The organism is Rhizobium sp. 05L429 (assembly GCF_056397645.1).
On sequence record NZ_JBFTNV010000002.1, the window covers coordinates 87,659 to 108,776 of the forward strand.

A 21,118-nucleotide genomic window follows, 5' to 3' on the forward strand; every position below is an offset into this window, starting at 1 on the left:
TCGATGGCAGAGCAGAGGCCTCTCCGTATCCTCCATTGCTTCAGATCGCCAGTCGGCGGAATTTTCCGTCATGTCCGCGATCTCGTGGAGGAACATAGCCGGGCGGGTCACGAAATCGGCATCATCTGCGACAGCTCGACCGGCGGCGAATATGAGGACCGTCTCTTCGACGATATCCGTCCTTATCTTTCGCTCGGTCTGACGCGCGTTCCGATACGGCGCTCCATCAGCCCGTCCGATGCCATGGTGCTCTGGAACACATTCAAGGAAATCAGGAGCTTGCGGCCGGATGTGCTGCACGGGCACGGCGCCAAGGGCGGTGTGCTCGCGCGGCTTGCCGGCTCAGCCCTGCGGGTCAACAGGTATCGCGTAGCCCGCCTCTATACCGCGCATGGCGGAAGCCTGCATTATTCCCGCGCCTCCCTGCTCGGCCAGTTCGTGCTGCGCATGGAGCGGCTGCAGGAATATTTCACCGATGCGCTGGTCTTCATCTGCGAATACGAGCGGCAAACCTATGCGAGCAAGGTGGGTCGGCCGAGAGTCAAGAACCGGCTGATCTACAACGGCATCGGCGTGCGGGATTTTTCCGACATTCCGACCCGCTCCGATGCGGTTCACTTCATCTATGTCGGCATGCTGCGCGACCTCAAAGGTCCGGATCTCTTCATCGATGCCTTCGCCAAGACCGAGCGCCTGCTCGGCCGGCCACTTTCGGCGCTGATGATCGGCGACGGGCCGGAGCGCGACCGCTACCGCGAGATGATGGTGGAGCGTGGCCTCGGCAAGCGCATCGGCATGCTGCCGGCGATGCGCGTCAAGGACGCCTTCTCCATGGCGCAGAATCTCGTCGTTCCCTCCCGCGCCGAAGCCATGCCCTACATCGTTCTGGAAGGGCTCGGCGCCGGCAAGACGGTCATCGCCTCGCGCGTCGGCGGCATTCCAGAGGTGCTTGGCGCAGACAGTCCCGCACTGGTTACACCCGGAGATTCCGACGATCTGGCGCGGGTGATGGCGGAAGCACTGACAGTGCCCGACTGGCACGACAAGGTCATGCCTTCTCCCGACACGGTCAAGTCCGTCTTTTCCGCACCGGTCATGGCCCATGAGGTGCTGAAACTCTATAGCGAGCTCGTCAATCCCGCTGCGGGACAGGCAATTAAGGCCGCCTCGTAAAAGTTTCTTAGGGGCTTTCTGTTATCCCGCTCACATCAACGAGCGATGAAGCCCCATGAACAAGCTGGAAAAGAGCGGACAGTTCGACGTGGAAGCCCTGCGCAAGCAGGTCTCTGATACGGAGACGCGCGGCGACGCCTCTACGCATGCGGACGGCGAGACGCCGCCCATCAATTCCTATGCCCGTCAGATCGCAGAGCAGTTCCGTGATGGAACCTATTCGCCTGTCATCATCATCGGCCAGTTGCGGCTGCTGGAATTCCTGACACAGTTCGTCATCGGCCTTGTCGCCTTTTATTTCGCACCCGGCGACGGCAGCGACAGTATCCTGATGCGGGCTGTCATGGCGGCGATCATTTCGGCATTGACCGTGGTAGCGCTTCAGGTGGCCGATACCTACTCCATTCCGGCTCTCAGAGCCCGCGTGCGGTATTTGCCGCGCGCCTTCGCAGCATTCGCCATCGTCTTCGTGCTGATAACAGGCGCTTGCTCGCTCTTGCGCGGTCTGAGCGCCGCGACCGCGGAATCCTACGGCATCTGGTTTATTGTGGGCGCGCTCTTCCTGGTCATCGAGCGTTTCCTCGTGGCGCAGGGCGTGCGCAACTGGGCACGCAACGGCATCATGGAGCGCCGCGCCGTCATCGTCGGCGGCGGCGAGCCGGCCAAGGAACTTATCCGGATGCTGGAGCAGCAGGCGGATAACGACATCCGTATCTGCGGCATCTTCGACGACCGTGGCGAGAAGCGCTCGCCGATCATGGTCGCCGGCTATCCGAAGCTCGGCACGGTGAGCGAACTCGTGGAATTCGTGCGGATGACGCGCATCGACATGCTGATCATCGCACTGCCGCTCTCTGCCGAAGCGCGCATCTTCGCGCTTTTGAAGAAGCTCTGGGTGCTGCCGGTCGACATCCGCCTTGCCGCACATGCCAATCGCCTGCGTTTTCGCCCGCGTGCCTATTCACATGTCGGCTCGGTACCGATGCTCGACATCTTCAAGAAGCCGATCCGCGACTGGGATTCCGTCGCCAAGCGCGTGTTCGATATCTTCTTCACCATCGTCGCGCTCTGCCTGCTCTGGCCTGTCATGGTGGCGACAGCGATTGCCGTGAAGGCGACTTCGGAAGGACCGGTCTTCTTCAAGCAGAAGCGTCACGGCTTCAACAATGAAGTCATCAATGTCTTCAAGTTCCGCTCCATGTACACCAACATGAGTGATCCGACGGCAAAGGCAGCCGTCACCAAGGGCGATCCGCGCGTCACCCGCGTCGGCCGTTTCATCCGCAAGACCTCGATCGACGAGTTGCCACAGCTCTTCAACGTGCTGAAGGGCGAGCTTTCGCTGGTCGGCCCGCGTCCGCACGCCGTGCTTGCCCAGGCGCACGACCGCGCTTTTGCCGATATTGTCGATGGCTATTTCGCACGCCACCGCGTCAAGCCCGGCGTCACCGGATGGGCGCAGATCAATGGCTGGCGCGGCGAAGTGGACAATGATGAGAAGATCAAGTTCCGCACGGCCTACGACCTCTATTACATTGAGAACTGGTCGCTCTGGTTCGACCTCAAGATCCTGTTCCTGACGCCGGTCCGGCTGCTCAACACGGAAAACGCCTATTGAGCGCGATCGACGCCACCCGTGTGCGCGTGGCCCAGCCGCAACGGCTGACGCTGCGCCTCATCGGCTCGGCGGCGGTCGCATTCGGGGTCTTTCTCTCCGGCTTCGTCATCGACGAGCCTGCGCCTTATGAATTGTGGATGGCAGGGCTGATCGGCCTCTGGTTCATCCTCGGCCTGAAAATATCCCGCACCACCGCGCCGCTGATGGCATTGCTCCTGACCTTCAACATCGGCGGAATGCTGTCGCTCACCCAGATGCGGGACCTGGCAACCGGTCCAATGTATGTTGCCGTCTCCACTTTCCTGGCGCTGACCTCCATCTTCTATGCCGCGATCATCGAAGACAGCCACAAGCGGCTGCCGCTGATCTTCAATGCCTGGAGCTTTGCGGCTGTTATCACGTCCCTGCTCGGCATTCTCGGCTATTTCCATGCCTTTCCGGGCTCTGAAGTCTTCACGCTTTACGACCGCGCCAAGGGCGCCTTCCAGGATCCGAACGTTTTCGGCCCCTTCCTCGTGCCGCCGGCGCTTTACCTCGTCCACGGCATTCTCGCCGGGAATCTCAGAAGCTCGCCGATCAAGGCGGGAGCGCTGCTCAGCCTGGCGCTCGGCATCTTCCTCTCCTTCTCGCGCGCGGCTTGGGGTCTCTTCGCCTTTGCCGTGGCGGTGTTGATCTTCGTCATGCTGCTGAAGGAACGAAGCGGCGCCTTCCGGCTGCGGGTGCTGATCCTCTCGCTGGGCGCTGTCATCCTGATGGCGGCCTCGCTGCTGGTCGCGCTGCAGGTTCCCAAGGTCAGCCAGCTCTTTTCCGCCCGCGCCCAGCTCGTGCAACAATATGACGGCGAGCATCTCGGCCGTTTCGACCGCCATCGCATCGGCTTCCAGATGATGATGGAAAGGCCGCTCGGCATAGGGCCGCTGGTCTTCGGCACCATGTTTCCGGAAGACGAGCACAATATCTGGCTGAAATCGCTGACCACCTACGGCTGGCTGGGCTTCATCAGCTACATCGGCATGCTGTGCTGGACACTCTATCTCGGCTTCCGAAACATGCTGCTCGACCGGCCATGGCAGCCTTTCCTCATGGTCGCCTGGATCTCCGTTCTCGGCCATGCAGCGATCGGCAACGTGATCGACATCGACCATTGGCGGCACGTTTACCTGTTGTTCGGCATCGTCTGGGGCTGCGCGGCGCTTGAAGTTCGCCACAAGCGTTCAGTCCGCTCACAAACACTTGAGAAGTTCGACAAAAGCGTTAGATTTCCGGCATGATTACAGGGACACAGATACGCGGCGCACGCGCCATGATCGGCATGAGCATCGAGGACCTCGCCGCTCATGCAGGGCTTTCCATCGAAACAGTCCAGGCGCTGGAAAACGGTGAATGGGCGGGCGAGACGCGAGCCACGATCGACGTGCGCAACACGCTGGAAGCCCACGGCATCATCTTCATCGCCAGCGGCAATCAGGATGAAGGCGGCCCTGGCATACGCTTGCGCGCCCGCAGTTCCAGCGATGACGGCATCAGGCCGGAAAACCTCAACGCCGCCAACGACGATTGACGGAACCAAGCGTCGCCCCAGGCGTTTCGGCTGTCCTGTCAACGTGTTGGGGTGGCCTGTCTTGAATCGGAACAACGGTCTTTATCTTGTCATCGGTGCGCTTGTCGTCGTGGTCATCGGCCTCGGCGCGTATATCTTCCATGAGGAAAGCAAACCCGAAGGCATCGAGATGAGCATCGGCAAGAACGGTGTCTCGATCGAGGAGAACTGAGTTTCAGAGATAGGTCTTTGCGAGAACGGTCAGCTTGCCGCTGTCCTTCACGCCCTGCCTGTAAAGCTGGATGAGGGCCGCCCCGATGCGGTCTGCCTCCGGCGTGCGAGGAGCGATGCCGCTGTCATCGCAAACCTGGCTCAGAACCTGCGACAACAAGTCGATATCTTCCGAAAAGAGCGGTAAATCCTGGGGGTGAACTGACGATTTCAACATCGCGCCACATTTCCCTTAGAGGGCACAACGCATCATCGCTGCGCAGCCGACGCCCTCCCTGCCAGCTTTATTCGCATTATGCGCGTAGCCCAAAATTTTAGCAACCGTGCAATCAAAATCTCGGGAACAATGTCGTGTCTCGTGCGTTACGGGGCCGTTTGGAACATTGGAATGAGAGAGCCGTGAGCGAAAAACGCTTCCCCTCGTCTGTAAGGGTCAAGTCTCCAAGCAGCAGCTTCATTGTCGCAACCGTCTGGGAAGCCGTGGAATATCTCAAACGCTGGCCGGCGAAACCGGGACGCGAATACCGTGTCGCGCTCCAGCACTGCCTTGATGCAATGGATGGGCTGAGAAGCCCGCGCGCAGCGCAGGCATCTTTCGTAATGGCTGCCAGGACAGCCGGGCTATTGATATGAGGATTGAGGGCCAGTCAGACTTTCAGCTCAGAATTTCAGCCGGGCGCTCGCTGCATAAAGCTGCGACTGGCTAAAGCCTTCGACGATCACCTTGGCGCCGACCTCGGCCACGTGCGCTTCGGCAAGCTCCGCAAGCGCAAGGGCAACGTCGCACTCCGACCAGCCGGCTTTCACAGCGTCATCGGAAAGGGCCTTAAATGCGGCGGCGAGGGTCTGCCGGCAATCCTGCCTGTTATTGTCGATCGTCATAAGCCCAAACTATGCTTTTCCACGATTTCTCTTCTTTACACGCTTAGCAGCAAAATTGCGAATAAATTTCAATTTCAAACAATCAAAAATTGGAAAGAGCGCACATATCAGCTTCGATCACAGGCATATTCAGCTGAACGCAAAATAAATTACATCTCCTAAGCGGGGATATTGACAGAAATATTGATGAAATATTTTACTGAAAATTTAGTGCCAAAAAAATACAACCGAAACTGTATATTATTTCGATAAAGTCCCGGACCAGCTTGGTACGATATTGCTCACGGGCGGGAGGATTTCCATGCCACACAGGCATATGTAAGGATTTTTGCTGCTTTGCGCAGACTTTTTTCGGCATTCATCGGCAGGTTGAGAGGCCTCCAGGCGGTGCTGAAGAGGCGGGCCAGAAGCTCCCCGGCAGACATTCCCTTGGACAAGTTCCGTTTTATGATCGTGGCGGCATTTTTCCCTTGCGTCCAAAAACCGAAAAGTCTAACAGGAGCAAGCCGTTTCGGCAGGTCGGGGCGTAGCGCAGCCCGGTAGCGCACTTGACTGGGGGTCAAGGGGTCGCTGGTTCGAGTCCAGTCGCCCCGACCATTTAATCCCTTGAAATCTCAGTCTTTTCACACTCACAAGAGTGAGGGCGCGGCGCGTGCCTACAGCATCGGCGCGAAAATCGGAATCAACTTTCGGCAAGCCTGATGCGTAGATTCAAAGAGTTAGAGCGTCCTTTGTACGTCCGAATGGACGCACGGCGCTCTAGCGCGATTGATCCGTCCATATGCGGCGCTGGCCGCGGTAGATGTACTGGCCCGAGCCTTGGCGGGTATTGTCACGGTAATAGTCGCGGCGATTGCGGTTGCGGTCGTCGCCGGCGCAACGCTCGGGAAAGCGGCGGCAATCCTGGTAGGTTTGCCGGTCGACGCGCGGATTTCTCGGATCGACAGCCATTGCATTACCGGCAAGCATTGCTAAAGCTAAGGCAAGAACGATCCTGATCATTTCACTCTCTTCATTTTCCTGCAGACCATTGCCTGGAGTTTATCACATGCTGCCAAGCCGCTCACTTCTCATCGGCGTGATCGTGACGCTGGCCTCCTCGCATATCGCATTGGCAGAAAACGTCCAGTTCCGGAACGCCAAGGAAAAAGAAATCCGGCAGCTTCTGAAGGGCGCCGGCGATTTGCGGAAGGCCCCGAATGGTTACGAATACCGTAAGGGCAATCAGAACGGCTACAAGATTTCAGACGGCCAGATCTGCGTTCTTTTCCCCAACAAGCAGACGGACTGCATCTCGATCAAGACGGATGGCGATGTGCTGCAGATGATCGACAACAAGGGCAATCGCATCAGGCTCTGAGCCTCGCCTGCCTCTGGTCCTACCGGGCGGCCGGATTCCATCCGGTCTGGCTGCGATTTCTCCCCACGGAACCTTCCCCCCGAAGCGGCGTTAGAAAAGCGTGATTTGCGGGTCGCTCGCCCGCAGCTGCGATGTGCTGTGTGCCGATGCGGTTTCAGTCCGAAGCAGTCGGATCTTAAACGAGCTTTGGCCGGGCTTTTCGGCAAAGGGAAGTCATGAAACTTCGTTTCGTATCCGCCAGAGCCGCCACCTTCATTATTGCCGGCCTTGTCGCCGGCTCAGCCATGGCGGCTGACGCCGTCGATGAGGTTCCGGCTGCACCGGCAGCCGAGATCGCTCCGGTCTTCACATGGACGGGCTTCTATGCCGGTCTCGGCGGCGGGCCGACCTGGGCCAATGGCGATTTTGACGTCTTTTCCGAAGACATGAATGGCGGCCTGATCACCGGCTTCGTCGGCTACAACTGGCAGCTCGACAATAATTTCGTCTTCGGTATCGAAGGTGACGTTTCCTATAACTGGGACAAGGCCGATGTCGGTCCGTTTGAAGTCGGCCTCGAGACCGCCGGCTCCGTCCGCGCCCGGCTCGGCTATGCAATCGATCGTGCGCTGATCTATGGCGCAGCAGGCTGGACGGGTGCGCAGGCCCATATCGACGGTCCTGCAGGCGACGACAGCGATACGCTGTCAGGCTGGACGATCGGCGCAGGTGTCGACTACGCCTTCACCAAAAATGTCTTCGGCCGGCTGGAATATCGCTACAATGACTACGGTAGCGCCGATCTTCTCGGACTCGACGGCGACATCGACCAGCATGTCGTGATGATCGGCGTGGGCTACAAATTCTGAAGCCCTCTGCCTTCAAGACTATTCAGACTGCAAGACTATATGGCCGAGAGCGCGAGCTTGTCGTCCGCCGTCACACGCGGCTGCCACGCGGCATAGTTGGCGATGGTGAGGTGCGGTGTCTCGAAGGGCGTCGCATGGGTTTCGGTGATAACAGTGACATCGGCTCCGGCGCCCTCGCCGGCGAGAATGCCTGCCACGGCATCCTCAAATACCAGGCAGCGGGCGGGATCGACGCCGAGGCGACTTGCGCCGAGCAGATAGCATTCCGGGCTCGGCTTGCCTGACGAGACTTCCTCGCCGCTGACGATCATTTTCGGCATGGGAATGCCTGCAGCTGCCATGCGGCGGCGAGCAAGCTCGATCGGCGCCGAGGTGACGATCCCCCAACGATCCCCAGGCAGTGCATTCAGGAAACGGATGGAGCCCGGGATCTCGACGATGCCCCCGAAATCCTCCATCTCCTCCTTCAGAAGCTGCTTGGCCTCAGCAACAGGATCGACACCGGGAAGGCCGAGCTGGCGGATGGCGTCGGATGCCCGAACACCGTGGATGGTCTTGAGGAGGACTTCGGGCTCAAAGCCGTGGCGGAGAGCCCACTCGCTCCAGACGCGCTCGACGACCGCGATGGAGTTCAGCACCGTGCCGTCCATATCGAAGAGGAAGGCATCGTAGGTCTTGTCGAGAACGCGATGGGAAGTGGACAAAGGAAGTTTCCTTGCGATGCGGAAAGCCGTCGGTTGCCCCGCGACTAGCCGAGCGCAGGAGCGGCGTCAACCTAAAGCATGCCGCGCAAAAGTATGCAGCGGTTTTGCGACAACGACATGCGGAAAACAAGGACGTAAAGCGGGGCAAGCGAATCGAAAAAGGTCGTGACGCGCCTTAGTCGTTGACTTCGGGATGGGTAATGCTCCTCACATCCGCAAGGCCGCGTGTGGCATCGCGATTGCCGGTGGCAGCCGCAGCCTCGAAAATCCGCGTGGCGTCACCATACATCTTCAGGTTCATGTAGCTGTAGCCACGCAGTACCATGAGATCGACGCGCTCCTGCTGCAACTGGGCGCGCTGGTCGAGAAAAATGAGCGCTTCGCGATAGCGGCGGCCTTCGAAGGCCGCAAGCGCGCGATCGGCAAGGATCGCCACCTGCAGTTCGGAAGCGCGGTCGCGGTTCTGCGGCGCCTTGGTCGCCGCGACTGCAGCACTGTTGGAAAGGCCGGCGCGCAGATAGGCAAGGCTCTGGCCGTAAGCGGCATCCTCACGCTCCTTGCGCACAGGGCTTGCCAGCGCTGCTTCGAAAGCCTTCACCGCTTCCATCGGCCTGTTGATGTCCATCAGGCACCAGCCGCGTGTCAGCGCGTCGCCGGGGCTGAGGCGGGTCGGATCAATGGTCGTGGAGCAACCGCGTAGCTGGCGAGGACCACGCTCAACCGCTACCGTCTGCATGACTCGCGTCGACCTTGCCGGCGCAACGGTCTGCGGCTGGAGGGCCATGTTGCGTTCGCTCGGCGCGGACTGGACCTGCGGTGCAGCAGGCAGAACTGCAGGCGCCGGCTCGGTCGCAGAGCCAGGAGCCGGTAACGGAGCGTTGCTACGGGGGACGTCAGACGTATCGTTCAGCGTGGCGATACGGGTCGAACGACCGGCCCAGAGACGCTGGATCTCGGCAACGCCGGCACGATCGTTCAACTGCTGGCGGGTAACGGCAAGGCCGTAGGCTGAGGGTTCGTCATCCGGCTTCCAGCGCAGCCCCGTCTCGAACCAGCGAGCGGCCGTCTGGAACTGGTTCAGAGAGCGGGCATACCAGCCGAACTGCTGTGCCGTCGGCACATATTTCTGCTCGATGATCGCAGCAGCGATACGGCCGAGCACGTCCTCGCTCAGATCGGCCGGCGGCTGCAAAGCCATCAGGTTGGCGGTTGCGGCTAGATAAGTGGCGGTCGCATCCTTGGAATCGTCACGCCATTTGTACATGACGTCCTCGGCTTCCTGCGGTGACTTGCGGGCGATGAGCGCCAGCGCCAGACCCTGCGAAGCGACGGCCGAATCCTGTTTATCATGGGCCATGCGGAACCATTTTTCGGCATCCGCCTCATTGTTACGGCGAAGGTGATACCAGCCGAGCAGCAGTGCGTCCGAGGCCAGCCCTTGTTGCCCGGCAAGCTTCTCGACGCGGGAGACATAATCGGCAGCGACTTCCAGCTTGGCATCGTCGTTGCCATCGGCAACAAAGCGGCGGGCAAGATCGTCACGCAGGCTGTCGAATTCTCTGACACCATTGGCATCCGCAGGTTTTTCGAGGGAAAGCAGCGCCTGCATCGAACCGTATGGCAAAAGAGCGGCAGCCTTCTGGATAGTCGCCACACGTTCGGCCGGGTCGGTGCAGTTCTTCAGGATGTAGGTATAGGCATCCTGCCCACGCTGCTGCCTGTTTGTCTCAACGAACGCTTCGGCAACGCGCCAGAGCATGTCTATCTCGGCGCAGGTCAGCAGGCTCGGCGTTTGGGCAGCGATATCGATGACCGTCGCATATTGTTTGAGATCGGAGGCATTGACCAGCCGGGCGCGGGATTCGGCGACATCGAGGCGGTCAAGCAGGTCGGCGGGCGGCTGCCAGCCGCTTTCGGTGGTCTGACGATCGGCAATCGCCCTGCGCAGCTCGGCGTAGCGGCCTTCCGAATAGAGCTGCCACATATTTTCGAGCTGCCGGTCGCCATTTTGCGGAATGGCGAGCGGATCGGCGGGCGGCACCCAGTTCGGATAGAGCGCCTGAAGGCGGGAGATTTCCGCCTGCAGGCGAACCTTGTCGCCGCGGCTTGCAAAATAACGAAGGGCGCTTTCATCGACGACCGGCTGCTGGCTTGCTGCCGTGCCTGTCGGCGGCGGATTGGCCGGTGTGGCACTGGCAGGGGCTGCGGGTGGTGCGGTCTGCGGGACCACCGGAACCGGAGCCGGCTGCTGGGCCGGGGCTGTCTGCGACGGAGCCGTTTGGGCCAGGTTTGTCTGGGATGAGCTCTGGGGCTGATCGGCGGAATTATCCTGTGTCGCGGCCTGGATTCGCTCCGCCACGGTCTGCACGTCGATCGGAGGATTGGAGGGGGTATCCGGCCCTTTGATGCGACCCATCATCATGAGTTGGGGGGTTTTGCCACCGAAGCCGAAACGCTCCTGCAATGCTTCGCGGTCTTTCAGCCCCGCGATCAGTGTCGCTACCAAAGCTGCTGCCGTGATCGCTACGAGAGAAGATTTCACAGACACTCTGGATGCTTCTCCCCGACATAGGCCAGCCCCAGAAGCTGAAGCGTTGATGGATAATAATAGGCGGGCGCAAACTGCAGCGCTTCGGCAGGAAGTTTCGTTCCGTCTAATACACAGGCCACAACGTGGTTAACAATTTCATAACCAGGATCAGAGAGCGACGTCTTCGGCCGCCCGGTGGTCAGGTCGATAGTGGCGGGCACACCGTTTACGGTAATGCCTTCTTTGAGGCGCGTCAGCAGCGCCCTGTCCGTCACGCCGCCTCGTGCGAGATAGAGCGGGATGCGGATCGCGTTGTAGCCGAAATCGGCGTCGAAACCTTCGGCCGGCTGCGGCTGGCGCTTCAGGCTCACCCATTCGGCGGGCAGCTTGCGCGGGCCAAACTGCATGGACTTGAGCAGCGAGAGGCCATCATCCGCGAGTTTCTGCCATTGATCGGACGGCGCAAGCGCTGCCATGACGGGAAGTGCTTCATAGACCCAATAGGACGGATTGATGACGGGGCCGTCGTCGCGATCCGCGCCGGAGAAGCCTTCCGCACCGGGCATCAGCAGCGTGCGACCGGCAAAATCGACCACGGTTTCTGATAGCGTCGATTGTGCCATACGGGTAGCGGCAGTGATATAATCGCTCCGGTTCCAGGCCGAACCCGCCAGCGCAAGCGCATAGGCGATCAATATGTCGCCATCAGAAGCATTGTTGGTGTCTGTCACGTGCGGCGTGGCGGACGGATCCCATTTCCACACGGCAAGGCCGTCATCGCGCAGCAGCAGCTCGGTACGGGTGAAGTACCAGATCTGCTCGAAATCGGCGGGGCTACCGGCCAGATAGGCAAGCAGCAGGCCGTAGCCCTGCCCTTCACTATGGCTGATATTGCCGTTGCCGTTATCGACGATGCGGCCGCTCGGATCGAGGAACTTCGCCTTGTAGGCGGCCCACGCCTCACCGCTGATCCGCGGCTGCTGGGCAAAGGCCCGTTCACCGGCGAGCGCCAGCATCATCGTGCCTGCCAGCAATGTGACGACCCAGCCCCTCATTTCGACCTGCCGAGCCTGAAGAGCATTCTTGATGTGACCAGGCCGATCAGAAGCGACAGGACCACCAGCAGGAAGGAATAGGAAAGAATGTTCGTCGACAACCAGTTGGCAGCGATCAGGCGATAGTTGGCGATCGACAAACCCCCAGTGGGTACGAAATCGAAGCGCGTAACCGGCACGCTCTCGATCTTGCCGGTGCGGCTGGAATAAGTGGTGATATGGCCCGATATCTGCGGCCAGTTTATCTGGGCGGTGAGCGCATTCAGCCCCTCGCGCAGATCTTTGGCCGAGGGCGCCGTGACGACGGTCCAGGCGCCGCCGCCGTCCGGGCTCTTGCCCTGGGCGATCATCAAGGTAGCCGCATCCGACGGCGTGAATACCTGTTCGGCATTTGGGATGAATTGCAGTGAGCTGCCAGTGATGTCGAAGTTGCGGCGCAGCCATTCGCGGAACGCCTCTATGTGGCCCTGCAGCGCGCCGCCGGTGATGCGTGAGCGCCATTCCTCCAGCGCCGTGCCGTTATCGATTTCGGTCGGCTGCGGGTCGGTGACCGGCCGCCACGAAGCCTGGCTGGCCGTTGCGACATTGACCTGCGTGAGCGCCGTTGCCGGCATCTGCGAAATCGAGCCGATGAAAATGGCGTTGCGATCGCCGATCACGCTCGGCGAGGCGACGGTTTCGATTGCGATCGGGTGGCCGGCCATGATGGCGAGCTGACCAAGCAGGGTCGCCGCGGCCGAGAGCGTGTCGGCATCGGTACGGTCGATAAACAGTGGCGTCGGATCGGGATTGCGCCCGTAGGGATAGGAGGTGCCGGTCATGGCCGCCAGATTCGGACGCTGCCCGACGCGGGCGAAATCCGGCATATGAAATTCGGACGTGTCAAAAAGTGCAAAGCGCGGCGCCTGCGAGGCCGTCGCGCCGGGGACGCAGGCGGCATCGTCCTCGGTCATCAAAACTGCCTCGATGGCGATGGAATTCAGGCCAGGCTTGAAGTGCCGCATGGTTACGCGGATCGGAAGCTGGCGGAAAATGCCGCCGTTGGTCGTGGCGATCGGCACGGTGGAGGCGATGTTGCCGTTCACATAGATGTCGATATGGCTGCCGGGGAGCACTTTGCTGGAATAGGCGGCATCGAGCAGGATTTTCGCCTCGCCATAGGCATTGGCATAGAAATCGGCCGGCACGGCGATATTGAAGCCGGTGCGGAAGCGGCGGCCGGAAAAGTCGACGGTGCGTATTCCAAGCTGCGAAAGCGGAATGCGCGTGTCGGCAAAGAGCAGCGGCGCGTCGGGCGCCGTCCAGCGCTGCGTGGTCAGCACGTCGCGGCGTATTTCAGGGGCACGGTCGGTTGGAGAAACGATGGTATCGATCGCTGTCGAAACCGCCTGCCAGGATGGACCGCTGATCAGCAGGACAGGCGAACCACTGCCCGGGTCGGTCACAAAGGCGGCAAATGGCGCGCTTTCAGCGCTCTGGGGAAGGCCGGGGAAGATCGGCCGCAGCTCCGCCGCGGTGCCGACGAGCACCGACATTTTGCCGGGACCGCCTGCCGGCAGCGCACCGGTGCTGAAGGCAAAGATCTGATTCGGCATGCCGCTCAGAAGCGACAGGCCCTGCGCCAGACGCAGAAGCGGTTTGGTGGTACCGGGCTGTTCCATCGCCGGAACCACCAGATCGAATTGCGTCTTCCCGGTGCCATCGACGCCGATGGCGCGGATAGCATCGGTGCCGGAAAGCTGGCTGGCATCGCGGCCGGCAAAGCTCAGATAGGTGCCGGCCGGATCGATGTTCGACCAGAGCTCATAGGTGGAATCGACGCTGCAATCCGTGCGGTGGCGCTGGTTGGCCTCGAAGGTGATGAGGTTGGCGCCGGGCTGCAGCAGGTCCGCAGGAACCTCGAAGCTGACGGCCGACGGGCTATCGGGCGAACCAACCTGCTGCTGGCCGATGGCACGGTTATTGATGAACACGGTCAGCTGCGACGCCTCGGGAGCGACGACGATGGCATTCTGATAGGTGAAGGTGAACCGCGCTTTCGCCGCCGCCTCCTCCGTCGTCAGATAGATCGACCACGATCTGCGGTCGTATTCCCCACTCAGGCCGAGTTCGGAGAAGGGCACGATATAGCGCTTGAAATCGCCGGTCTGCGGAGCCGCCGCGACGGGACGGACGGCAGGCGGCGTGGAGGGTTGCGGCTGGGCCTGCGCCGGGACGGAAGGCGTTGCCGGCGCAGGTGGCTGCGTCTGCGCGGGAGGCGGCGCCGGTTGAACAGGATGAGCAGGCAGGGTCAGGCGCGGAACGACCGGCGCCGTGCCCGCCGGACGCTCGCCGGACATATCGAAGGGCGCGGTCTGCGCATAGGCGAGAACAGACGTGCCGACCAGAAGAAAGGAAGCGGCGAGGAGCTTTCTCATCCGGCGTTCACCTTTGCCGCCTGCTGCTGTCGATGCTCTTCACGCTCCGGCCGCATGCTTCGGAAGAAATAAACCAGACCACGGCTCGTCTGGTAGAGCGAGAGGCCGAGGAACCAGATGGTGCCCCTGATGAGGCCGGGATTGCGACGGCGAGAAGCCTGGAACTGCGTCCACTGATCGGAGTTGGCGAAGATCAGGTCTGCGATCAGGCGGTGATCCAGCGCGCTCTTCGGCTGGTACTGACAGCCGAGATTGGTGATATCGCCCGACGGTTCGATGTTGCGCACGATGAGCGGCAGGGTTTCGAGATCGGCACCGCTATAGGGCCGGAAGCGGATCTCGCCAAGCGCACCGACCTGCACCGCATCGAAATGCTTGTTGAAGATGTGCAGGCGCGCGCCATGGACAGAGACGTCCTCGATGGAGGCCGGGTACCACTGGTCGTTGACGCCGAATTCGCAGCGGCGATTGACGCGCACGCGACGGGAAGATGCCCTCTCCCCGCGCTCCGAGACCACACCGAGCGCGCAGCCGGCAAGGATGAGGTTGATGATGTTCCAGCCGCCGACGACGAGGGTGACGTCCGCCTTATAGGGCTCGGCATAGATCTTGTAGATGGTGATCGCGACGGCGATGATCTGCACTGCAAAGATGACGAAGAAGGGCCTGCTGATTTCCGACAGGCGGCTGACGGCGATGGATTCGTCCTTGGCGGTAACCTTGAAAGTGGGCTTGCGCGGATTGAGCATGACCGAGACGACGGCCGGCAACAGGTGCACCGTCTGCACATATTCGTAGAGTTCGGAAATCCACGGCCAGCGGAACGATCCATAGAGATAGTTCTGCATCATCAGGTTCACGATCATGTAAGCGAGCGTATAGGCCAGGAACTCGCCACCGGAAGCCGTGAAGATTTCCAGGTCGAAGAAGAGATAGAAGAGCGGCGCGAAGAGGAAGATCGTGCGCGGGAACGGGAACAGCCAGAACAGCGACGAGGACATGTAGCAGAAGCGCTGCGGCAGGGTGAGACCGCGCTTGAGCAGCGGGAAGCGGAAGCGCAGGATCTGCATCATGCCCTGCGCCCAGCGACTGCGCTGGCCGATGAAGCTTGCGAAGGTTGCCGGCTGCAGGCCGGCGATCAGCGGCTTGTCGAGATAGATGCTGTTCCAGCCGGCGCCGTGAAGGGCAAGTGCTGTTTCGCAATCCTCGGTGATGCTGATGCCGCTGAAGCCGTTGGTGGATTGCAGTGCGCGGCGGCTCAATACCGCTGCCGAGCCGCAGAAGAAGGCGGCGTTCCATTTGTCGAGGCCGCGCTGGATGATGCCGTAGAACATCTCATTCTCGCTCGGCATCTTGTCGAAGGTGCGCAGATTGCGTTCCAGCGGGTCCGGATTGATGAAGAAGTGCGGCGTCTGGACGAGGAAAAGCTTCGGGTCGTCGTCGAAATAGCCGACCGTCTCCAGCAGGAAGTCGCGCGCCGGCGCATGGTCGGCGTCGAAAACGGCGATCAGCTCGCCGTTCGAATGCTGCATGCCGTTGTTGAGGTTGCCGGCCTTGGCGTGTTCGTTGCGGTCGCGCGTCAGGTAATTGACGTCGAGATCGATGCAGAGCTGCTTGAGCTCGGAATGGCGGGCCGCAGCGGCCTGGGCTTCGATCAGCTTGCCGGAATTGCGCTTCTGCAGTGTGCCGCCGTCGTCCAGCAACCAGACGTGCAGCTTATCGGCCGGATAATCCATCGCCTTGGCGGCGGCAAGTGTATTGGCAAGCAGGCCGGCATCCTCGTTATAGGACGGTACGAAGACATCGACATGGGGGAAGCGCTCGAGCTTGCCGGCGCGCGAGGGACGCGACGGCAGCGGGGTCGCGACAATGAAGAGCGACAGCGCCAACATCATCACGCTGTACATTTCAGCGAGATAGAGCAGCAGACCGGGAATGAAGTTTGCGAGCTGGTTGACCGGCGGCAGCGTATTGGTCGTGCGCCAGTAGACATAGCGCAGCACGATGGACGTACCGAAGGCAAGCGCCACGAGGCGCCATGTGCCCTCCCCCTTCAACACCTTGATGAGCGCCATGACCGTGACGACGGTGATGCTGGCGATGAGCTGGGTCTGCAGATTGACGGGCAATGTGACCAAGGCGATCACACAAAGCGACACCACAGCCCATATGACAATACTGCCAGCCTTACGCATGGACGTTCCTTCGAAATGACACGACCGCTGCGCATCGGCGCATCGGGCATGTTGCTATTTCCGGCAGGCGACCGTCATGGCCGCATCGCCTATACAATCAGGCGAAGGCACGGTCACACCGATCGGCCTTGCCGTTTGTTCGATCGGTGCCGGCGCCTCTGCCGGCGGCTCTATCGCATTCGTTTGCGTGTCGTCAGTCGGCAGCGGCACGCGGGGACCAACGGGCGGCTGCAGAACCGGGGCGGCATGTGATGGCTGGCCCTGCACGCGGCGTACGGTTACGGCCCGTGGCTGGCGGATCGCGGCCGGAGCGGGCTCGTAGCCGATCGGCATGGAGTTCGGGCGATAACCACCCTCGTCCGGATAGATCGGCGCGCCGGTCTGACCGAGTGCCGGATTGGCCGGCGGCGGAGCGCCGTAGGGATTCCAGATATCACCATCGAAAGTGCCGGTAACGGTGTAGCCGTAGACGATTGCGAGAAGCTGGCGCTCGGTGGCGCGCGCATCACAAAGTCGCAGGCGGAGCTGGATCATGCCGAAGTTGCGCGCCTGCGTGTGCGCCGCCTGGCTTGAGCGGATCTGCTGCCAGGCGTAAATGCAGGTATCGCCGCCGCGACTCTGACCAGAGGCGTAACCGAAGGGGCCGTAGCTGTTCTGCAGGAAGGTGGCTGACGTTGCCATCGGAACGCCGGGAACCGAGCGCGCCGTCTCACGGGCGATATCCCCCTCCCGGATCATCCGGTAGGAATCGCTGCTGACGCCGGGATTGGCGCCGGACGCGCCGAGAAACTGCGCTTTCAGGAAATTCTGGCCCTGAACCGACGACGAGGTGAAGAGCGATATCGTCTGCTCCACGCCATTTCCGCGCTTTCGCTCAACGACGCTGACGATCGACGGACCGCCAGGAGGCGGCAGGACAAGTGCCTTTTCCGGCTCCACGGTCTCAGGCCCGGCCGGCCGACGCACTCCACCTGTCGACGTGCAGCCGGCTATCATGGCCGCAATGGCCACCACCGATATCGTCTTCGGAAAATGCATGTCCTGGCCGTTGCTATCGTATTTTTAATCTTTGTCTGAAGGGACAAAGCGCGACGAATTTGCGAATCAACAACCCCTATGTCGTTCATTAGGAATAAACGATGCTTATGGTTAACAAATGGTCAACAGCTCGCCAACAGTTTTGTCGGGTAGAGCTTACGAAAACTCTACCTCTGCGAGCGTAACTTCGACCTTGCCCCGCCTCTACGCGCCGCGTTTCGCGGTCGGAACCATGAAGCATGGTAGGCGTTCTCTCCGATGTCTGGGTAGGAAAAGGAGAATATCCATGCGCAAAACCACGCTGGCCGCGGCCGCCCTCATGCTAACCGTAAGCTCTGCCGCCTTCGCGCAGAGCAGCGTCATCGTAACCGATCCGGCGCCGACCGGTTCGACCGTCGTTCTTCCGGGCGAAGTACGCACCTATGTGATGGAACAGAGCGCTCCCTCCGTCGTCTATGACGGCGACATAGCCGTCGGCGCGACGCTTCCCAACACCGTGGAAGTCCACACCGTGCCGAATATCGACGGCTATGGCTATACCGTCATCAACGAACGCCGGGTGATCGTCGAGCCGCAGACACACCGTATCATTCAGGTTCTGGAATAGGCTATCGGCAAGGCGTGAGGTTCTTCCCGGGCCTCACGCCTGTTCTGCGGGAGGCTTGCTGTTCAGCACCTCGCGTACCTTGTGCGCGAGCTGCTCCAGGCTGAAGGGTTTGGCAAGCAGCGAGACGCCATGGTCCAGTACACCATTATGAACAATGGCGTTGCGGGTATAGCCGGTCGTGTAGAGTATCCGGATATCCGGCCACTTTTCCATGACGGTATCGGCAAGCTGGCGGCCGTTCATCTGCGGCATCACGATATCGGTGAAGATGAGATCGACGCGCTCGGTCTCCAGAATCTCCAACGCCTCGGGGCCGCCGGCAGCCTGCAGCACGCTATAACCGAGCTCGCGCAGGCTTTCGGCCGTCATCTCCCGCACGCTCTCGTCATCCTCCACGACAAGGACGGTATCCTCGACGCTTCCCTGCGGGATCGGCGCCATCGATGTCGCCGCAAAACGTGCGTCACCGGAACCGACATAGCGCGGGAGATAGATCTTCACCGTCGTGCCGCGATCGATCTCGGAATAGATCTTGATGTGTCCCTTGCTCTGCTTGACGTAGCCATAGACTTGGCTGAGGCCGAGCCCAGTCCCTTTTCCCGGACCTTTCGTCGTGTAGAAGGGATCGAAGGCGCGTTCCAGGACCTCGGGCGACATGCCGGTGCCGGTATCGGTGATGCTGATCATCACATATTGGCCGGCCTCGACCTCGTGGTGCGTACGGGCGTAGCGGTCGTCCAGTTCGGTATTGGCCGTTTCGATCGTCAGATGTCCGCCATCAGACATGGCGTCGCGGGCATTGACCGAGAGAGTGAGGATGGCGTTTTCGAGCTGGCTCAAATCCGCAAATGTCGGCCAGAGGCCACCGGCTAGAACCGTCTCAATCCTGATCTGCTCGCCCAGCGTCGGGCGCAGCAGTTCCGACATGCCACCGACCAGCTTATTGGCGTCTGTCACCTCGGGGGCCAGCGGCTGCCGGCGCGAAAAGGCGAGCAGGCGCGCGGTCAGCACCGCCGCCCGCTGCGCGCCGTCCCTGGCACTCTGGATCGAATTCAGGAGGCGTGGATCCTCCTTGCCGTTCAACCGGCGCTGAGCAAGATCGAGGCTGCCGATGATGATCGCCAGCATGTTGTTGAAATCGTGGGCAACGCCGCCGGTCAGCTGGCCGATAGTTTCCATCTTCTGCAACTGGCGCACTTGCGCCTGGGCAGCGGCATGCTCCTCCATCTCGCGCTTGAGTTCGGCGGTGCGCTGAGTGACTGTCTCTTCCAGCCTTGTATTGAAATTGTTGAGCGCTTCCCGCAGATGCCCCTGCCGGCCATGCGAGACGATGATCGCCTGCATCAGTCCGACGATGATGAATGCGTTGACGATGAAGGTGGACAGACCGATCCATTGGCCAAAGGTGACGGGCCAGAAGACGTTATGCGGCACGACGAAGAACTGCTGGACAAGGAAGCCCGCCAGGACAGCAGCAACCGCACCTGGCCCGGCGCCGCCGATGAAGCTTGCGATCAGGACGGCCGGCAGGAAGCTTAGAAAGGGAAAGCCGGAGAGATAATCGCCGGCGGCAAGACGCGTCAGGAAGGTGAGCGCGACAACGGCGACGGCGAGCGGATAGGTCAAGCCCGGCCTTTGACGCAGCCAGTCCGTGGTGCTCAACAAATCCATTTTCCAGCCTCTTCCCCTCCGTTACGAAAACGGTACTCCAGCTTTTGCATATCGAATCCGGCCGGGCAATACGCTGTTTCTCGCATCGCTGGCTCCCCAGCCTTGACGAGCAGCCGGCTCGGGACAGATAAGCCGTGATCCCCCGCAAGGGGCCTGACACGGGCCTACGCAAGGGTAAAGGGTGGACGGGACCATGAAAGACATATTCATCGTCGAAGACGACGCGCTGATCGCCATGCTGCTTGAGGAGATGCTTGAGGATCTCGGCTACCGCGTCAGCGCCAGCGTTCCGGATCTGGAGCAGGCGCTCGATGCGGTCCAGAACAAGGAATTCGACGCGGCTATCCTCGACGTCTCGTTGGCTGGAAAGAGCTCGCTACCGATCGCAAAGCTGCTTGAGGCGCTCGGCAAGCCCTATGTCTTTGCGACGGGATATGGCAGCGCGCCCGAAGGCAGCAATTCAAGCCAGCCTGTCCTGCAAAAACCGTTCCGGCTCTCCGATCTCGAAAAAGCGCTGAAAGGCATGCAGGCCTAGCGGCTGCCAGAGCCAGCCTCAAGCATTCTGACCAGGAAAGGCTCTAACGCACCTGATCGAGCAGACGCTTGCATTCCAGAAGATCGTAAAGCGCCTCCTGGAGAAGCGCACGATCCTCCTTGCCGACACTCGACTTGCCGACCGAGATTTCCGGCTGATCGTCCTCGCCGCTGACGAAATTGAAGAAGCGGCGCGTGATCGGCGGCTTGGCGCGGCCAACGATCTGGTCCTCTTCCGCCATGGCGATGCGCGGTTCCCCTGCGGCGGTATCGTTCACGCCGGCCGAGAGTGATTCGACGCTTGCAAGATCGCCGTGACCGACCGCAACGACAAACTTGTTGCCGTTGGTCTTTAAGAGCTTCTGTACACCCTTGATCGTATAACCGTGATCGTAGAGCAGATGGCGGATGCCTTTCAAAAGATCGACATCCTCCGGCCGGTAATAACGCCGGCCACCGCCACGCTTCATCGGCTTTATCTGTGGAAAGCGGGTTTCCCAAAAGCGCAGCACATGCTGCGGCAAGTCGAGATCATCAGCAACTTCGCTGATGGTGCGAAAGGCATCCGGGCTCTTGTCCAACGTCATACTGCTACGCGACCTCGCGGATCGATCCAAACGGCGACTCATCACATTTCAACGGTTTGGAGCCGAGAATTCAAGTCACGTCTTCGCGTTGCGCACAGCAGGAGGAGCTACGCGGCAAAAAAAGGTTC

21 protein-coding genes and 1 tRNA gene are annotated in these 21,118 nt (G+C 60.8%); 11 read left to right on the plus strand and 11 right to left on the minus strand.

Annotated elements, in window-relative coordinates; translation table 11 throughout:
- Window positions 1-3 precede the first annotated feature (3 nt).
- The 5 genes from AC1DNW_RS02125 (at window position 4) to AC1DNW_RS02145 (ending at window position 4,563) form a co-directional block, all read left to right on the plus strand.
- On the plus strand, window positions 4-1,173 hold the full coding sequence (locus AC1DNW_RS02125) for a glycosyltransferase family 4 protein (protein ID WP_113308451.1): 1,170 nt from the start codon (window positions 4-6) through the stop codon (window positions 1,171-1,173).
- A 55-nt stretch (window positions 1,174-1,228) separates the two neighbouring features.
- Window positions 1,229-2,791: an undecaprenyl-phosphate glucose phosphotransferase gene (locus tag AC1DNW_RS02130; protein ID WP_113308450.1), complete on the plus strand. Its 1,563-nt coding sequence runs from the start codon at window positions 1,229-1,231 to the stop codon at window positions 2,789-2,791.
- The gene (locus AC1DNW_RS02135; RefSeq protein WP_113308449.1) at window positions 2,788-4,062 is read left to right on the plus strand and encodes an O-antigen ligase family protein; all 1,275 of its coding nucleotides are present in this window, start codon (window positions 2,788-2,790) and stop codon (window positions 4,060-4,062) included. The genes AC1DNW_RS02130 and AC1DNW_RS02135 overlap by 4 nt, the downstream gene beginning before the upstream one ends.
- On the plus strand, window positions 4,059-4,352 hold the full coding sequence (locus AC1DNW_RS02140) for a DNA-binding protein (RefSeq protein ID WP_113301192.1): 294 nt from the start codon (window positions 4,059-4,061) through the stop codon (window positions 4,350-4,352). The genes AC1DNW_RS02135 and AC1DNW_RS02140 overlap by 4 nt, the downstream gene beginning before the upstream one ends.
- A gap of 61 nt (window positions 4,353-4,413) precedes the next feature.
- Window positions 4,414-4,563, plus strand: a complete 150-nt coding sequence (locus AC1DNW_RS02145; RefSeq protein ID WP_477851808.1) for a hypothetical protein — start codon at window positions 4,414-4,416, stop codon at window positions 4,561-4,563.
- 3 nt (window positions 4,564-4,566) lie between these two features.
- Here the strand turns inward: AC1DNW_RS02145 and AC1DNW_RS02150 are convergent, their stop codons facing one another.
- Entirely contained in the window at window positions 4,567-4,779 is a 213-nt protein-coding gene (locus tag AC1DNW_RS02150; RefSeq protein ID WP_113301191.1) for a hypothetical protein, read from the minus strand.
- A gap of 182 nt (window positions 4,780-4,961) precedes the next feature.
- Here AC1DNW_RS02150 and AC1DNW_RS02155 point away from each other — a divergent pair, with 182 nt between their 5' ends.
- Window positions 4,962-5,195 (plus strand): DUF982 domain-containing protein, encoded by a 234-nt coding sequence (locus AC1DNW_RS02155; protein ID WP_113308448.1) that lies wholly within the window; start codon window positions 4,962-4,964, stop codon window positions 5,193-5,195.
- A gap of 27 nt (window positions 5,196-5,222) precedes the next feature.
- On the opposite strand, the gene AC1DNW_RS02160 is transcribed toward AC1DNW_RS02155, so the two are convergent.
- A complete protein-coding gene (locus AC1DNW_RS02160; RefSeq protein ID WP_113308447.1) occupies window positions 5,223-5,444 on the minus strand; it encodes a hypothetical protein in 222 nt (73 codons plus the stop codon).
- Window positions 5,445-5,964: 520 nt separating this feature from the next.
- Between AC1DNW_RS02160 and AC1DNW_RS02165 the strand changes: the two genes are divergently transcribed.
- Window positions 5,965-6,041 (plus strand) — tRNA-Pro (locus AC1DNW_RS02165).
- 162 nt (window positions 6,042-6,203) lie between these two features.
- Here the strand turns inward: AC1DNW_RS02165 and AC1DNW_RS02170 are convergent.
- A complete protein-coding gene (locus AC1DNW_RS02170) occupies window positions 6,204-6,446 on the minus strand; it encodes a hypothetical protein (protein ID WP_113295319.1) in 243 nt (80 codons plus the stop codon).
- A 46-nt stretch (window positions 6,447-6,492) separates the two neighbouring features.
- On the opposite strand from AC1DNW_RS02170, the gene AC1DNW_RS02175 reads away from it, so the two are divergent.
- Both AC1DNW_RS02175 and AC1DNW_RS02180 read left to right on the plus strand, forming a co-directional pair.
- Window positions 6,493-6,804, plus strand: a complete 312-nt coding sequence (locus AC1DNW_RS02175; RefSeq protein WP_113295318.1) for a hypothetical protein — start codon at window positions 6,493-6,495, stop codon at window positions 6,802-6,804.
- Between the two features lie 215 nt (window positions 6,805-7,019).
- Window positions 7,020-7,652: an outer membrane protein gene (locus AC1DNW_RS02180; RefSeq protein WP_113295317.1), complete on the plus strand. Its 633-nt coding sequence runs from the start codon at window positions 7,020-7,022 to the stop codon at window positions 7,650-7,652.
- Window positions 7,653-7,687: 35 nt separating this feature from the next.
- Here the strand turns inward: AC1DNW_RS02180 and AC1DNW_RS02185 are convergent, their stop codons facing one another.
- The 6 genes from AC1DNW_RS02185 to bcsN form a co-directional block, all read right to left on the minus strand.
- Complete coding sequence (locus AC1DNW_RS02185; protein ID WP_477832779.1) at window positions 7,688-8,356, minus strand: HAD family hydrolase; 669 nt, start codon at window positions 8,354-8,356, stop codon at window positions 7,688-7,690.
- Window positions 8,357-8,531: 175 nt separating this feature from the next.
- Window positions 8,532-10,898, minus strand: a complete 2,367-nt coding sequence (locus tag AC1DNW_RS02190; RefSeq protein WP_113308446.1) for a cellulose synthase — start codon at window positions 10,896-10,898, stop codon at window positions 8,532-8,534.
- Window positions 10,895-11,941 carry a glycosyl hydrolase family 8 gene (locus AC1DNW_RS02195; protein WP_113308445.1) on the minus strand — a complete coding sequence of 349 codons (1,047 nt, stop codon included), beginning with the start codon at window positions 11,939-11,941 and terminating at the stop codon, window positions 10,895-10,897. The genes AC1DNW_RS02190 and AC1DNW_RS02195 overlap by 4 nt, the downstream gene beginning before the upstream one ends.
- Window positions 11,938-14,358 carry a cellulose biosynthesis cyclic di-GMP-binding regulatory protein BcsB gene (locus AC1DNW_RS02200; protein ID WP_113308444.1) on the minus strand — a complete coding sequence of 807 codons (2,421 nt, stop codon included), beginning with the start codon at window positions 14,356-14,358 and terminating at the stop codon, window positions 11,938-11,940. Before AC1DNW_RS02200 ends, AC1DNW_RS02195 begins: the two co-directional genes overlap by 4 nt.
- A complete protein-coding gene (gene bcsA, locus AC1DNW_RS02205) occupies window positions 14,355-16,553 on the minus strand; it encodes a UDP-forming cellulose synthase catalytic subunit (protein ID WP_113295313.1) in 2,199 nt (732 codons plus the stop codon). Before bcsA ends, AC1DNW_RS02200 begins: the two co-directional genes overlap by 4 nt.
- 54 nt (window positions 16,554-16,607) lie before the next feature.
- Window positions 16,608-17,591, minus strand: a complete 984-nt coding sequence (gene bcsN, locus AC1DNW_RS02210) for a cellulose biosynthesis protein BcsN (protein ID WP_113308443.1) — start codon at window positions 17,589-17,591, stop codon at window positions 16,608-16,610.
- Between the two features lie 286 nt (window positions 17,592-17,877).
- Here bcsN and AC1DNW_RS02215 point away from each other — a divergent pair, with 286 nt between their 5' ends.
- The gene (locus AC1DNW_RS02215) at window positions 17,878-18,198 is read left to right on the plus strand and encodes a DUF1236 domain-containing protein (RefSeq protein WP_113308442.1); all 321 of its coding nucleotides are present in this window, start codon (window positions 17,878-17,880) and stop codon (window positions 18,196-18,198) included.
- Window positions 18,199-18,231: 33 nt separating this feature from the next.
- Here AC1DNW_RS02215 and AC1DNW_RS02220 read toward each other — a convergent pair whose 3' ends face one another.
- A complete protein-coding gene (locus AC1DNW_RS02220) occupies window positions 18,232-19,869 on the minus strand; it encodes a response regulator (protein WP_113308441.1) in 1,638 nt (545 codons plus the stop codon).
- Window positions 19,870-20,062: 193 nt separating this feature from the next.
- Between AC1DNW_RS02220 and AC1DNW_RS02225 the strand changes: the two genes are divergently transcribed.
- Window positions 20,063-20,404 carry a response regulator gene (locus AC1DNW_RS02225; protein WP_113295309.1) on the plus strand — a complete coding sequence of 114 codons (342 nt, stop codon included), beginning with the start codon at window positions 20,063-20,065 and terminating at the stop codon, window positions 20,402-20,404.
- Between the two features lie 43 nt (window positions 20,405-20,447).
- Here the strand turns inward: AC1DNW_RS02225 and AC1DNW_RS02230 are convergent, their stop codons facing one another.
- Window positions 20,448-20,990 (minus strand): MerR family transcriptional regulator, encoded by a 543-nt coding sequence (locus tag AC1DNW_RS02230; RefSeq protein ID WP_113295308.1) that lies wholly within the window; start codon window positions 20,988-20,990, stop codon window positions 20,448-20,450.
- Window positions 20,991-21,118: the final 128 nt, after the last annotated feature.

Coding starts and splice junctions, on each gene's coding strand:
- AC1DNW_RS02125 (WP_113308451.1), top strand. CDS start 4: ATGGCAGAGCAGAGGCCTCTCCGTATCCTCCATTGCTTCAGATCGCCA.
- AC1DNW_RS02130 (WP_113308450.1), top strand. CDS start 1,229: ATGAACAAGCTGGAAAAGAGCGGACAGTTCGACGTGGAAGCCCTGCGC.
- AC1DNW_RS02140 (WP_113301192.1), top strand. CDS start 4,059: ATGATTACAGGGACACAGATACGCGGCGCACGCGCCATGATCGGCATG.
- AC1DNW_RS02150 (WP_113301191.1), bottom strand. CDS start 4,779: ATGTTGAAATCGTCAGTTCACCCCCAGGATTTACCGCTCTTTTCGGAA.
- AC1DNW_RS02160 (WP_113308447.1), bottom strand. CDS start 5,444: ATGACGATCGACAATAACAGGCAGGATTGCCGGCAGACCCTCGCCGCC.
- AC1DNW_RS02170 (WP_113295319.1), bottom strand. CDS start 6,446: ATGATCAGGATCGTTCTTGCCTTAGCTTTAGCAATGCTTGCCGGTAAT.
- AC1DNW_RS02175 (WP_113295318.1), top strand. CDS start 6,493: ATGCTGCCAAGCCGCTCACTTCTCATCGGCGTGATCGTGACGCTGGCC.
- AC1DNW_RS02180 (WP_113295317.1), top strand. CDS start 7,020: ATGAAACTTCGTTTCGTATCCGCCAGAGCCGCCACCTTCATTATTGCC.
- AC1DNW_RS02195 (WP_113308445.1), bottom strand. CDS start 11,941: ATGAGGGGCTGGGTCGTCACATTGCTGGCAGGCACGATGATGCTGGCG.
- AC1DNW_RS02200 (WP_113308444.1), bottom strand. CDS start 14,358: ATGAGAAAGCTCCTCGCCGCTTCCTTTCTTCTGGTCGGCACGTCTGTT.
- bcsA (WP_113295313.1), bottom strand. CDS start 16,553: ATGCGTAAGGCTGGCAGTATTGTCATATGGGCTGTGGTGTCGCTTTGT.
- bcsN (WP_113308443.1), bottom strand. CDS start 17,591: ATGCATTTTCCGAAGACGATATCGGTGGTGGCCATTGCGGCCATGATA.
- AC1DNW_RS02215 (WP_113308442.1), top strand. CDS start 17,878: ATGCGCAAAACCACGCTGGCCGCGGCCGCCCTCATGCTAACCGTAAGC.
- AC1DNW_RS02220 (WP_113308441.1), bottom strand. CDS start 19,869: ATGGATTTGTTGAGCACCACGGACTGGCTGCGTCAAAGGCCGGGCTTG.
- AC1DNW_RS02225 (WP_113295309.1), top strand. CDS start 20,063: ATGAAAGACATATTCATCGTCGAAGACGACGCGCTGATCGCCATGCTG.
- AC1DNW_RS02230 (WP_113295308.1), bottom strand. CDS start 20,990: ATGACGTTGGACAAGAGCCCGGATGCCTTTCGCACCATCAGCGAAGTT.